This window comes from Clostridium sp. C1, assembly GCF_018223625.1.
Classification (GTDB): domain Bacteria; phylum Bacillota_I; class Bacilli_A; order Erysipelotrichales; family Coprobacillaceae; genus Allocoprobacillus.
Genome location: NZ_CP073631.1, coordinates 1,165,899 through 1,178,756 on the forward strand (window position 1 = coordinate 1,165,899; position 12,858 = coordinate 1,178,756).

Annotated in this window: 13 protein-coding genes; 3 read left to right on the top strand and 10 right to left on the bottom strand. The window is 30.2% G+C overall.

What is annotated here, in order from left to right:
• Positions 1-27: 27 nt before the first annotated feature.
• Together KEC48_RS06380 and KEC48_RS06385 are read right to left on the bottom strand one after the other, a co-directional pair.
• Positions 28-249: an acyl carrier protein gene (locus tag KEC48_RS06380; protein WP_087357692.1), complete on the bottom strand. Its 222-nt coding sequence runs from the start codon at positions 247-249 to the stop codon at positions 28-30.
• Between the two features lie 58 nt (positions 250-307).
• Positions 308-808 carry a DUF4375 domain-containing protein gene (locus KEC48_RS06385; protein WP_087357691.1) on the bottom strand — a complete coding sequence of 167 codons (501 nt, stop codon included), beginning with the start codon at positions 806-808 and terminating at the stop codon, positions 308-310.
• Between the two features lie 94 nt (positions 809-902).
• Between KEC48_RS06385 and KEC48_RS06390 the strand changes: the two genes are divergently transcribed.
• Complete coding sequence (locus KEC48_RS06390; RefSeq protein ID WP_205089737.1) at positions 903-1,859, top strand: biotin--[acetyl-CoA-carboxylase] ligase; 957 nt, start codon at positions 903-905, stop codon at positions 1,857-1,859.
• On the opposite strand, the gene KEC48_RS06395 is transcribed toward KEC48_RS06390, so the two are convergent.
• From KEC48_RS06395 to KEC48_RS06410, 4 genes are all read right to left on the bottom strand, one after another.
• The gene (locus tag KEC48_RS06395) at positions 1,854-2,795 is read right to left on the bottom strand and encodes a GTP-binding protein (protein WP_211964956.1); all 942 of its coding nucleotides are present in this window, start codon (positions 2,793-2,795) and stop codon (positions 1,854-1,856) included. The two genes, KEC48_RS06390 and KEC48_RS06395, sit on opposite strands and share 6 nt — an antisense overlap.
• Before the next feature lie 27 nt (positions 2,796-2,822).
• Positions 2,823-3,539: a DUF554 domain-containing protein gene (locus KEC48_RS06400; protein ID WP_249191413.1), complete on the bottom strand. Its 717-nt coding sequence runs from the start codon at positions 3,537-3,539 to the stop codon at positions 2,823-2,825.
• A gap of 79 nt (positions 3,540-3,618) precedes the next feature.
• Positions 3,619-4,419, bottom strand: a complete 801-nt coding sequence (ucpA, locus tag KEC48_RS06405) for an SDR family oxidoreductase UcpA (protein WP_211964957.1) — start codon at positions 4,417-4,419, stop codon at positions 3,619-3,621.
• Positions 4,420-4,493: 74 nt separating this feature from the next.
• Entirely contained in the window at positions 4,494-4,790 is a 297-nt protein-coding gene (locus tag KEC48_RS06410; RefSeq protein WP_211964958.1) for an HIRAN domain-containing protein, read from the bottom strand.
• Between the two features lie 111 nt (positions 4,791-4,901).
• Here KEC48_RS06410 and KEC48_RS06415 point away from each other — a divergent pair, with 111 nt between their 5' ends.
• Positions 4,902-5,894, top strand: a complete 993-nt coding sequence (locus KEC48_RS06415; protein ID WP_211964959.1) for a WYL domain-containing protein — start codon at positions 4,902-4,904, stop codon at positions 5,892-5,894.
• Positions 5,895-5,906: 12 nt separating this feature from the next.
• Here the strand turns inward: KEC48_RS06415 and KEC48_RS06420 are convergent, their stop codons facing one another.
• Complete coding sequence (locus KEC48_RS06420; protein ID WP_211964960.1) at positions 5,907-6,458, bottom strand: RNA 2'-phosphotransferase; 552 nt, start codon at positions 6,456-6,458, stop codon at positions 5,907-5,909.
• 41 nt (positions 6,459-6,499) lie between these two features.
• Here KEC48_RS06420 and KEC48_RS06425 point away from each other — a divergent pair, with 41 nt between their 5' ends.
• On the top strand, positions 6,500-7,093 hold the full coding sequence (locus tag KEC48_RS06425; RefSeq protein ID WP_211964961.1) for a metallophosphoesterase family protein: 594 nt from the start codon (positions 6,500-6,502) through the stop codon (positions 7,091-7,093).
• A gap of 6 nt (positions 7,094-7,099) precedes the next feature.
• Here KEC48_RS06425 and KEC48_RS06430 read toward each other — a convergent pair whose 3' ends face one another.
• From KEC48_RS06430 to KEC48_RS06440, 3 genes are all read right to left on the bottom strand, one after another.
• A complete protein-coding gene (locus KEC48_RS06430) occupies positions 7,100-8,554 on the bottom strand; it encodes a DNA-directed RNA polymerase subunit alpha C-terminal domain-containing protein (protein ID WP_211964962.1) in 1,455 nt (484 codons plus the stop codon).
• 10 nt (positions 8,555-8,564) lie between these two features.
• Complete coding sequence (locus KEC48_RS06435) at positions 8,565-11,801, bottom strand: DEAD/DEAH box helicase (RefSeq protein WP_211964963.1); 3,237 nt, start codon at positions 11,799-11,801, stop codon at positions 8,565-8,567.
• 269 nt (positions 11,802-12,070) lie between these two features.
• A complete protein-coding gene (locus tag KEC48_RS06440; RefSeq protein WP_211964964.1) occupies positions 12,071-12,751 on the bottom strand; it encodes a hypothetical protein in 681 nt (226 codons plus the stop codon).
• Positions 12,752-12,858: the final 107 nt, after the last annotated feature.

The window sequence follows — 12,858 nt, forward strand, 5'->3', positions numbered from 1 at the left end:
TCCTATGAAAAAATAGGGTTTTCTCCCCTATTTTTTAGTATCAATTAAATCTAATAAATCTTGAACTGTCGTAATTTTTAATAATTCATCATCTTGAAATTCCACACCCAGTTCTTCTTCTAATTCAAAAACAAGATCAACAAGATCTAATGAATCAATACCTAAATCTTTAAATGATGATTCTTTTGTGAGTGTCTGATCTTTCAATTTAGAAGATAATCTTTCTTTGATTTTATCAAAATAATCCATTTTGTATTCACCTCATTTTCATTATAATCATAACATTATCAAAACACAATCTCTTTTCTTACATAAACGCTTCTTTATGACAAAGAACATATTGTAAACTCAAGGCTTCTAAATCTTCTTTTAATTCTTGAAATTCATGATCCAACAAATCAAATAACCATGAAACTTCACTATAATCCAGACTCTTTAATTCTTCAACTCTTTGTTGTTGATCTTCTGGTACAATTCCTTCTTGAAAAAGGCCATTCCCTCGATCTAAAATCAATGCTGTACGTTTTGCTTTCATTTCCAATAATGCTTCTACTGTTTCATTAGCAAAATTACCAGCTGCTTCACTATAATAAGATTCAATACCTCCATCACACATTCTCAAGACAAAAGTTTGACATAAATAGAAGACTCTTTCAATACCATTGAGTTCATTTATTAAATCCCCATTTTCACATTTTTGACAAATGATATTGTATAAATCTATCACCAAGTGACTTTGATCTTGACGTGCAATGATTTCACTTGCTTGAAAGGTCAAATCATCTAAAACATCTTCTACCGTCGGCATAAACAAACCTCCTCTTTTTTATTGTATACTCTTTTTGCTTAAAAGTATAGAATTATCCCTTTATCTTTACTATAAAGATGATTATAATAGACATATGGAAAAAGAAATATTAAAAATTTTAAAGAACAACCAGAATGAATATATTTCTGGACAAAAAATAAGTGAAAGTTTAAGTGTTTCTCGCATGACAATATCATCTTGCATTAAAAAATTAAAAGAGAAAGGATACCATATTATATCATCTACAAAAAAAGGATATTGTCTAACGGAGGATAATGATATCATTCTTATTGAAAATATCAAATCAGCAATTCCTGATTTTTTTCAAAATATCAAATATTTTGATGAAATGGATTCAACGAATGATTATTTAAAAAGAACTTCTCATCAACAGGGAGATATTGTGATTGCGCAATCACAAACAAAAGGAAAAGGCAGAAATGGAAAAAGCTTTTATTCTCCTCAACAAAAGGGTATTTATGTATCTTTTGTTTTAAAACCAGATTTAACTATCTATGATTCCTTAAAAATCACTGCATGTCTGGCTGTATCACTCGTTAAAGCTATCGAAAAGAATTATCCTGTACATCCTCAAATCAAATGGGTTAATGACATTATGATTCATGATTTCAAGATTGCTGGTATTTTATGTGAAGCCAGTTTAGAGATGAACACAGCACAAATTGAGCAGATGATTGTCGGAATTGGTATCAATGTTCATTCTTATTCTATGCCTGATTATCTTCAAAATATAGCTGCCTGTATTGAAGATTTCTGCTCTATAAAAGCTTCCAGAGAACAGTTATTGATTGATTTTTTCAATATCTTTTATCAGGATTATCTCATGTTGTCAACTTTATCGTGGTTAGATTTCTATCGCCAACATTCTTATATCTTACATCAAGACATTACAGTCTATGAAAACAATAAAGCCTATCCAGCTTATGTTTTAGACATCAATGATGATGCTTCTTTAAAAATTCAAAGTGAACAAGGGATTAAAAACCTCAGTTCCGGTGAAATTTCTATTCGTAAGAGGACATCATCATGATGTTTTTTTATGAAAATAGGATTGAATTTCTTCTTTATTTAAATGCTCACCAATCACAATCATAACATCCTGTCCTATAGAAATAGGTGTTAAAGACATAGATTGTCTGGTCGCATTCATTTCAAACCACTGATCATTTTCACAAATAAAGCCCTTGATACGAAAAACATCTCCACATCTTGTATCATTGAAAAGATATTGGACAGTTCTCTTTAAACTTTCCTGATTCAAATGAGTATTCATAAAATAAAGAGATGTATATGCCTTTTGATAATCCATATCGTATTTCACATAATCATAAAAGATTATCTGTTTTGACATCATCCATTGAAAGTCTTCATCATTCCAATGATTCCAATGCGTATAAAAATCATAATCCTGAAGAATTCTTGAACATTGAATCTCCTGGAGAGATTTTTGTAATAATTGTTTTGTTTGTTGTATTTCTTCTTGTAAGGCTTCATCATAATGGCTTAACAAAATACAACTGGCATGAGCCATCTGACTAGCCAATAAATAACGTGAAGATTTTGATAGATTCTGTTCCAATTTGGCATTAACGATAGTATAAACATGACCTATTTCATACCAGTTTTCTAAAGGTTCTTCATGAAGAACATCAAAGAATTCATCAACTTCATAAATTCCAGAAGGTTCAACTAATAAATAATCATATTTCAACATCCCCATTGATATGAGCTTTGTCTTAAAACGTCTTTGATGTGTTTGTTGATCTCCCCCACCGGTAATCATTTCTAAATCACATTGATGTCCTAATGCATCTTGTAAAAGCATCATATCTACATTGACTGCACCAAAATCATTTTCAAGAATACCAACCTTATAACCCTGTGCTACTAAATAAGAAGCATAATGTTTAATAAAGGTGGTTTTTCCCGAACCTAAAAAACCTGTAATTAAATCAATCTTTGTCAAAAATATCATCTCCTTTTTTAATGTCTATCATAAAAATGAAAGTACTACAGCAACAACTAAAGCTGGTAACAGATTCGCAACTCTGATTGTACGAGGCCATATCAAGTTGATGCCTACACAAAAAATCAAAATATTTCCCACCATATCTAAATGATTCAAAAGTGATGTTGTCATAAACGGTGCTAAACCAACTGATAACGCTGTTAATGTCCCTTGTAAAAAAGCAACAGGAATAAAAGCAAAAGAGCAACCTTTTCCCATTGATGAAGACATCACTAGAATAATTACAAAATCCAAAACAGCTTTAGCAAACAAAATTGAAGGATTCGCATAAATCCCATCTTGAATTGCTCCCATAATAGCCATAGCCCCAATACAGACAGTCAATGACGCTGTGACAAAAGCATTGACAAACTGATGATCACCTTGACTCTTTGTTTTCAGCTTTAACCAGTTTCCAAACTTTTCAAAGAGATGATCAATATCAATCATTTCTCCTATTAATGCACCTATCACCAATGATAAAATCACGTTCATTGAACCGGTTGTCTGAATCCCAACTTGTTGAATCACAAACATTTTTGATAAAGTTCCTGAGAGTGCTAAAAACATTGTCGCTATACCTGTAGCTTTCATTATTGTTTCCTGATAACGATCTTTTAATAAATTTTTACAAAAAAGTCCTAAACTTCCACCAATGATAATGGCCAATACATTCACAATTGTACCCATTCCACGCATCATTCATATCCCCTTTATATTGATATATATTGTAACACAATTCTTGACATCACTCTACAAAAAAAGGGAAACGCTGTTCTCTCTAATCATTTGTTCCTATACTCATTGTTTCTGGCAAAGTACTTCCACCATCAATGACAAATTGTGAACCAGTAATATAACTTGACTCATCACTACCTAAAAAGGCAAATAATTCACCAACTTCAATAGGTTTTGCTAATCGTCCCATTGGTACACCTTTAGCGATATCCTGGATTGCACTTTCTGGATTATCCGGATTAGATTCTACTGCCATCTTTTCTACCATTGGTGTTCTGGCATAACCAAGTTGTGAACAGTTGACACGAATATGGCGACTGGCATATTCAACAGCTAAACATTTTGTCAGTCCAACCAAAGCCGCTTTTGTCATCGCATAGGCTGCTTCTCCGGCATCTGCGACAAGATCTCCTGTGACCGAAGACGCTATAACAATACTTCCTTTGCCTTGTTTTAACATATAAGGAATGACTGCCTGACAAGTATTCCAGACTCCTTTGATATTAACATCAATATGAAAATCTCTGATTTCATCACTCATTTGTTCAAATGGCGCTAAGCGACAAACCCCTGCATTACAGCAGGCAATATTAACTTCACCAAATGTATCCACTGTTTTTTTTACAGCATCTTTCATTTGTCCCTTATCAGCAACATTACCCACATATGTGATGATATCACCATGATATTGATCACGCAATTTTTGGGCTACCTGTTCAACATCTTTTGATAAATCAATCATACAGATTTTGGCACCATATTTCACATAAGCTTCAGCAATTCCTTCACCTAAACCAGCAGCTGCCCCTGTAATGATAGCCACTTTTCCATCTAATTTTCCCATAAGCTTTCTCTCCTTTTTGTGTTGTATATTTTTATTTTAAACTCTTTTGTTAAAAGTTTCCATCATATCATCAATTATTTTTCAATCGATACAACACCAATGGCACATTGAAGCATGATTACAAGAATCTTCGCTTTGGTCATTTCTGGTATCTTATCATATAAGCGTCCTGCTGAATAAGTTCCTTTAGCCTGTGTATGAACAGAATTGGCTACATAACCTATCTTTATTGTATCATTTAGATAAATAGCTATAGCTTCTTGATCATATTTATTTTCTGGTTCTTTCTTTAAAATGACTTCCTGATGGGGATTGAGTTCTTCTGGTTCAATATAATGTTGTAAGCCTGTCATTGTTATAAGTATTTCCATAAATTGTCCCTCCTTACTTTAAGCATAACATTGATTATTTTGAAATACAGACTTATATATGTTTGTATTTTTTATTATCTATGTTATGCTATTTTTAAGGGGATGAGAAAAATGCAAAGACGAAACAAAGATAAAGACCAATATCTTAAGTTTATTGCGATTATTGATATTATTATGAAAAATAGTGATGAAAATCACCCTTTAACAGTGAATCAAATTAAAGAAAAGTTTTATCAACAAAAAAGGAATTTTCAAATTGATTATCGTGCTATTAAAAAATATATTGAATTTTATAATGAATATTATGAGGATGATGTCATCCAAATGTATAAAAAAGGAAGAAATCTGTATTTTTATTTTGCTGATCGTCATTTAGATATGATGGAAGCTAAAGCCATCGTTGATCTTGTTTATAGTTCTGATTTTTTTACTTTACAGACAAAGAAAAATTATCAAAAACGTATTCAAGATATGTTTAGCTTTCATTATCAAAGTTATTTTCATAAAAATTTAAATCCTCATATAACTAAAAATGAAAATTCACAGTCATTTTACCAAGAATTAGAAGTCATCACCAAAGCAATTCAAAGCCATAAAAAAATACAATTCACTTATCAAAAACCAACCTTAGCAGCTCATTGTAGTAAACAAACAACTTTAGCTCCAATTGACACACTCTTTTCTAATAATGAGTATTATCTTCTCTGTCAAGGTGCTAAAAATGCAATGGATTGTATTCTTTATCGACTTGATTATATTCAAGACGTCAAAATCATTGAAGATTCACAAGTTATATTTTCTCAAATGGAATTAGAGGCCTTTCATGAAAAAGTTAAAAATACAACTTATATGTATGGTCAAGGACAACTAGAAAGTATTGAATTAGAATTTCATCCTTCAGTTTATGCGAATATGATTGATAAATTTGGTAAAGGTATCAAACCACGTTATGTTGATGAAAATCACTATCGCATTCAGGTTAAACATTTTATTAATAATACTTTTTATTCATGGATTATTGGATTTGGAGGTGCTATTCAAATTGTGGGTGGTCAATCACAGATAGAAAGATTTCAAAACTTTCTAAAAGAGCAATTTTTATAAAAAAACGAATCTTTATACTGGATTCGTTTCAATGATTTTTAAATATTGTACTGGAACAGCTTTAGTTAGCCAGATATGATTTGCTGAAATATAGAAAATAAAGCCATCATGAATCATCTGTTGAGTATCAATTTGATAGACAACAGGCTGGCCATGCCTTTTTCCTACTTGAATAGCTGTTTGAATATCTGTCGATAAATGAACATAGAGTCTTGATTTAGGGATCAATCCTACTTTTTGTATTGATTCTACATATTTTTCACCCGTTCCGTGATAGAGAATTGTTGGTGGTAAAGCCTGTTTTAATTCCACATCAACTGGGATAGAGTGACCTTGATTGGCACGAATACATGTCTTATCCTGATTATAAGCATATCTTTGTTTACTGTCACGGGCAACAATTTCATCTAGAACTGCTCGATTAAATTCTGGATAACGTCGTCTGACGCCTTGAATCAATGCTTCTACTTCTACCCATCCATGTTCATCCAAACAAAGTCCTGCTTTTTCTGGGTGATGACGTAAAAGCAAAGCAATATAACGACTGATATTTGTGGTTTTCATAATCTCACCTCTACATCATTATAACAAAGGAGATGTATCATATGAACTACTATATTTCTGATTTACATATTTTACATAAAAACGTGTGCAAAGAAGGAAAGAACTTTGATCAGCGTCCATTTGAAACAATGGATGAAATGATGAATTTTATACAACAACAATGGAATGAATATATTACAGATAATGATGATGTTTATATTTTAGGTGATTTTTGCTGGAAAGAAAATGAACAATCTATAGCGTTTGTTTCCTCTTTAAAAGGAAAAAAGCATCTCATTATTGGCAATCATGATCGACTTAAAAATGAAGCATATCGTTCATTATTTGTTGAAATCACACCCTATAAAGAAGTTCATGAAATCATTGATGGTTTAAAGTATTCCTTTATTTTACAGCATTATCCTATCATGTTCTGGAATCACCAGCACCATCTCAACAATGATATTCCCATCAATATTCATTTGTATGGTCATGTCCATAATAGTCTGGAAGAAACCATCTATCAATCATTTATTCAAACATTGAATCAAACATACCATTATCATTGTATCGCTATTAATGTAGGTTGTATGATGCCTTATATACATTATCAACCCAAAGCTGCTCGAGAATTATTACATAATCATCAAGTATAAAATTCATTATTTCACTTGTTCTTGAATATACTGAAGTAATTCTTTGTATTGATGTTTTAATAAAAATGGTTCTTCTAATAATTGTTCTATAAGTTTATTTGCTTCTATTTGAGAATGATTTTTAACAATCATATCTACTTGTGCTTTATATTCATCAAGATTCTTAAGAATATGATAAGAATGAGATAATCTTATCTTTTTCATTACCTTTTTGACAACACAAATATCTTCTAATGAATCTATAATCTTTTTTAAATCATCGTATTGAATACACTCATAGAAACCCATATCATATATATCAAAAGTATCGTTTTCATCATCATCATAGAACTCTTTTGTCTTGTCATTTTCAACATAATATATTTTACGATTAATTTGTTCAACAACACTATCAATATATGCATTATATTGTTGCAAGGCATTTTGTATATCTTTTTGTGAAGCCTTTTGATGGATAAGTTTTTGATAAAAAGAATATGGAATTTCATGATATATAATATGAGCATGAAGATAGTCATCATATCTTTTTTGTAGATCATTAGGTTTTGATGTGAGCGAAAGTTTATAGAAATAATTATCGAATTCTGGTAAATGAGGTTCAACATCTTTAATAGTGCTGTAACCCATCCATAAAAGAATATTTGTAATTTTTGATGTAAACAGGGCATCGTGATTGTTGAATAAGCTTTCATTCATGTCTGGAAAAAAATCAAGAAAAATGCTAGATACAATACTTTTTAATCCAAAACCTTGTTTATCATAGACAAATGTGATAGGACTCTTTTTTTGCATGAAATGCAACTCTAAATGATACGAAAAATTCTGATTCAGAAACTGACAATATGCATCAATAATTTCTTTAACAAGCTTATGAGCCATATTTCTTATTTTATAGAGTCCATCATTTTTCATGACTTGTCTTAAATCACGTAAAGTATGAATATTTGCTCTTTTTAAGCAATTATAACTACGTACACTTAAATCTAACTTTTCAATAGGCGTATGAAGCAATTCTTGAGGTATGCTTTCATGAGATGACTGATAAACATAGCCTTTTGCTTTTAATAGAGTATACAATAATGAATCTGGATTCAACTGATCTTTTAAGACAAACTCTTTGATTTCATCTTCTATAATTTTTCTAAAATCCATACAATGATGAATTTCTTGAAATTGAGAAAAACTTTTATAATTTCCATAATCACTTGATGAAGGATAGAATTGTAAAAATCGTAATGGATCCATATCTAAATATTGAGCTATTTGATAGTAGTCATGACATTCTTCTTGACCAATACCATAATAATACTGGTTATCAATAGCTGAGCATGACACAACTTCTTTTTGTTGAGAAGTTAAATGGATATCTTCATGATTATATATGCTGACATAGGCATCATAACCATCCATAGCTGCTATTTCATAACTGTGATTTAATAATTCTTTGATATAATATCTCATAGTCTTCCTCCTACATAGCCAATAATTCTTTTAAATCCTCTGTTGACAATGAAGAAATATTTCCTTCACTGTTTTCTACAAACATATCTGCGAGTTCTTTTTTCTTAGCCTGTAAAACTTGAATTTTTTCTTCAATACTCTCTTTCATAATCAATTGATGAACCATAACATTGTTATGCTGTCCAATACGATAAGCACGGTCTGTTGCCTGATTTTGTGCTGAAAGATTCCACCATGGATCAAAATGAATGACAGCCTGAGCAGCTGTTAAATTCAATCCTGTTCCTCCAGCTTTTAAAGAAATCAAAAAGACATCAGCTTCTCCTTCTTGGAAACGGCGGACGAGTTCTCGTCTTTTTTCTTTTGAAGTTTCACCTGTTAAAATAAAATAGCGAATTCCATTTAACTTTAATTCTTCTTCCATCAAATCAAAGACTTTTGTAAAAGATGAAAATAATAAGACTTGTTGATGGTTGGCTTTATAATTACAAATCAAATCCATACAAGCTTTCATCTTAGATGAACTTTGATAAATATTATCATATATCATTCTTGGTTCACAGCAGATTTGCCTTAGTTTTGTCAGCATCGATAAAATGACAATCTTATCAACTTTTTCCATTTGAAACAATTCTTGAAGTTGTGTATTAATTTGAGCAAGATTAGCAAAATACAATTCACTTTCTTGTTGTGTAAAAGGAATCAATTGTGTTTTTTCTATCTTATCAGGTAATTCTAATAAGACATCTTTTTTGTTTCTTCTTAAAATAAATGGTGAAACCATTTTTTGAAGTTGTTGAATTTTCTTTTGATTTTGATTTTTCACAATATCTGTTTCAAATGTTTTTTGAAAATAATGATAGTTATATAAATATTGAGGCATTAGAAAATCAAAAACTGACCATAATTCAGCCAATGAATTTTCAATGGGAGTTCCAGATAATGCCAGTTTATGTAAAGCATGAAGCTGCTTGACAGAAATGGCATTCTTTGTTTTTTGATTTTTAATATATTGTGATTCATCCAAAATCACATATTCAAATTCTATAGAATCATATAACTCTACATCACGACGCATATAATCATAAGAAGTCACATAAAGATGTTTACCATGAATAGCATGTATCATTGTTTCTCTTGTTTTCGCATCTGATACAATGCATGTCACAGGTAAGCTTTTTGAAAATTTATGAACTTCATCTTCCCAGTTATAAATTAACGAAGAAGGACACACAACTAAGCTTGGTTTATTTGTTTCTAATTGATCCAATAAAGCAATGACCTGTAACGTTTTACCAAGTCCCATATCATCAGCCAATATTCCGTTAAATCCTAGTTCATAAAGTGTTCGTAACCACTGATAGCCTTCTTTTTGATAATCTCTCAATAGTTGATTATAATAGGATGTTAAAGGATAAAGATGTTGTGTATGTTGATGAAATTGTTGAATGAGTTTTTGAAAGGACGCATCTCTTTCGATTTGTATATGTTGTAATTCTGTTGCATCATTATCCAATGCGAACACACGATTTTTATTTAAACTTAGACTTCCATTTTTAATATCATTGGCATGAATATGATATTCATCCATCAAATTTGATAATTCCTCCAGATCAGGTGATTCAAGATATAATAGTTCTCCATTTTTCAAACGATGAAATTTCTTTTTACGACGATATTTTGACAAAACCTCAGCAATTTCCATTTGCGGAATTTGAGCACTTTCCATATTTAAAGATAAAAGATCATGATCAACTTTAACCCCTACCTGAATCTGATAATGAACTGGTCTTCCCATCTTCTTTAATGCTTCAGAAATATATATTTCACTATATTGTTGGAGAAATTCAATCCCATCATGCATAAATTCATATGTTTTTTCATCATAACTATCAAAATAAACACACCCATTTTTCTCGTCAATTTGATGACATTGTTGACGTAAATATGTTTCAACGATATCCTGATCAATTGTTGTAATTGTGTCGTTTTGGAATGCATGAATATGATTCTGATTTTCATCTTCATAGTAAACTTTAAAATAAATCTGTTCATTTTCATTGATATCTCCATATATTTTAATGAAAGTATATGATGACTGTTCAAAATCAAAATCACATGTTAAATCAAAATAATTTTGCATGGGTGCCCATATATATTTATAAAAATCATGAAGGTCTTCTTCTTTAATAAACATTGGATTTTCAAACAAATCAAGTAAAATATCAAATGATTTCTCATTTAAATCCATTTGAATACGTTGAATTGTTGTCTGATGTTTGAAAGTAGAAATAAAATAAATATACTGTTTTCCAAAATAAAATTGATTTTCATCAATAATTTTAAGTACATAGTATTCTTGTTCTTTAACCAAACTCGCTTTTATTGTATAGTCGATATCTTTAAAAAGACAGTGGTTTAACCCTAATTCCTTATAGACATCATAAAAATCATCAAGAAATTCACTACGAATATAGACATATCTACCAAAGTTCAATAAACTACGAAAATTAAAGAAATAATTTTCAGGATTAACTTTATTCATTGCAATTTTAGCACGTTCAAGAAATGCAATCTGTTTTAAAGCTTCATCTGTAAAAGATTCACGTGTATGTACAAACTGTAAATATTTACCATACTTCATTTGATCTTTATTTTCTATATGTTCTAAAAATTCATCAACATCTTTAATAATATATTTTTTAGCATTACCAATCTTATAATCAAGATATAAGACATCATCATCTTCATTCAAGATAGCTGTTAAATTATATTTTTCATGTGAAATGGATGAGCTCACTTGATTATGATAATATTCTTTATTCTGTTTAATCAAATCATTCGTTTCCAAAGCACGTATAGCCAAAGCACGTTGAAGTTGTTGTTGATGACGTCTTTCCTGACGCTTTTTTTCTTCTTCAAATTCAGTGTTAATATAATGATATGGAAAAGAAGGAATCTCCAGTTGATTTAACTTCAACAAAACAGCTCCAATATGAGCACATGGGCTATCATCTGTGCACCAGGTACACTCACACTGATATTCATGTAAATGATATTCGCTATCAAATGTAAAAGAACACAGAAATTCTTCTCCCCTGACTTTCACCATAGCTTGAACATAATACAAAGTATCTTCTTGTTTCATATCAATGCTTAAAACATTATCATAACGGTCATAACTTCTTGCGATAGATATATTATTGCGATTAGAAAATAATGTTAATAAATTAAACTCAGTTTTCATGTATGAACTCTCCTTACTTTTGCATTATAGCATATTCAACAACAAAAAAACCGTTTTTAACGGTTTAATAGAAAATGATTTTTCATTTTTTTAATCTCTCCTAGCCAAAATCCATATGGTAACAAAATGTAACCTCTATAATGTCGTTCTTATTACTCTATGAACTCTCGTATAGTGATAGATCCAACGATTCTTTTCTTCTTCACTCATTTCTTTTAATCTTTGTTGAATCCGATTCATATAATCTTTATATTCCATAGTTCTATCTCCTATTTCTCCAATGTTTTGTCATTAAAGAAGAAATCAGGTCCATTTTCAATACATGCCCTTACATCCAAAAACTGACTAATAAAACGGAAATATCCATTAACACCAAATTCTTTATCAAATGTATCAATACTTACTAATACTCTTGTTAAACATAGAAAAACATTTTTAAAAATATAATCAAACTGTGATTCATCCTTTAAATCAACAAACTCTGATAAATAATCATAGAGTTGTGGATTCACATAAGGATTGCACATTTGTTCTAAACCATCTGCCAGACATAAAAGATCTTCATGAGCATAGTCTGTATAATCACTTGTATAATGATTTTTAAAATCTAATAAACGATTAAGCACAATATGTATAATCTTCTTCGTTTCACGGCTATCAATTTTATAAAGCGTATGTATCGCAAGAAAATGAGCTTCTAAACTATAAAGTTCTTCTTCTAATGCTCCTACATCAGATTTCAGTTTTCCATATTGTTTTTGAATATGTCTTAAGTTACGACGTTCTTCCTGTACATCAAATTCATATTCACCAGGCACATGAAAAATAGGATTGATTTCGTCTAAAAATGCTTCCCATTTTTCATTACTGAAATCATCAGTTTGTATATTATCTTTAATATACATTTCTAAATAAAACGCTAATAATTCAATAGATCTTTTTTCACTCATTCCTTGATCTAACATCTGTTAATATAACTCTGTTGTTTTTTCAACTAAATGATCTTTAATTTGATTAGTAATCACTTCCATTGTTGCACTTCTTATATATTTTCTTT

What these genes read in the sequence shown, in the direction of transcription:
- KEC48_RS06380 (WP_087357692.1), bottom strand. Translation starts at nt 249, where the DNA reads ATGGATTATTTTGATAAAATCAAAGAAAGATTATCTTCTAAATTGAAA.
- KEC48_RS06385 (WP_087357691.1), bottom strand. Translation starts at nt 808, where the DNA reads ATGCCGACGGTAGAAGATGTTTTAGATGATTTGACCTTTCAAGCAAGT.
- KEC48_RS06390 (WP_205089737.1), top strand. Translation starts at nt 903, where the DNA reads ATGGAAAAAGAAATATTAAAAATTTTAAAGAACAACCAGAATGAATAT.
- KEC48_RS06400 (WP_249191413.1), bottom strand. Translation starts at nt 3,539, where the DNA reads ATGATGCGTGGAATGGGTACAATTGTGAATGTATTGGCCATTATCATT.
- ucpA (WP_211964957.1), bottom strand. Translation starts at nt 4,419, where the DNA reads ATGGGAAAATTAGATGGAAAAGTGGCTATCATTACAGGGGCAGCTGCT.
- KEC48_RS06410 (WP_211964958.1), bottom strand. Translation starts at nt 4,790, where the DNA reads ATGGAAATACTTATAACAATGACAGGCTTACAACATTATATTGAACCA.
- KEC48_RS06415 (WP_211964959.1), top strand. Translation starts at nt 4,902, where the DNA reads ATGCAAAGACGAAACAAAGATAAAGACCAATATCTTAAGTTTATTGCG.
- KEC48_RS06420 (WP_211964960.1), bottom strand. Translation starts at nt 6,458, where the DNA reads ATGAAAACCACAAATATCAGTCGTTATATTGCTTTGCTTTTACGTCAT.
- KEC48_RS06425 (WP_211964961.1), top strand. Translation starts at nt 6,500, where the DNA reads ATGAACTACTATATTTCTGATTTACATATTTTACATAAAAACGTGTGC.
- KEC48_RS06430 (WP_211964962.1), bottom strand. Translation starts at nt 8,554, where the DNA reads ATGAGATATTATATCAAAGAATTATTAAATCACAGTTATGAAATAGCA.
- KEC48_RS06435 (WP_211964963.1), bottom strand. Translation starts at nt 11,801, where the DNA reads ATGAAAACTGAGTTTAATTTATTAACATTATTTTCTAATCGCAATAAT.
- KEC48_RS06440 (WP_211964964.1), bottom strand. Translation starts at nt 12,751, where the DNA reads ATGAGTGAAAAAAGATCTATTGAATTATTAGCGTTTTATTTAGAAATG.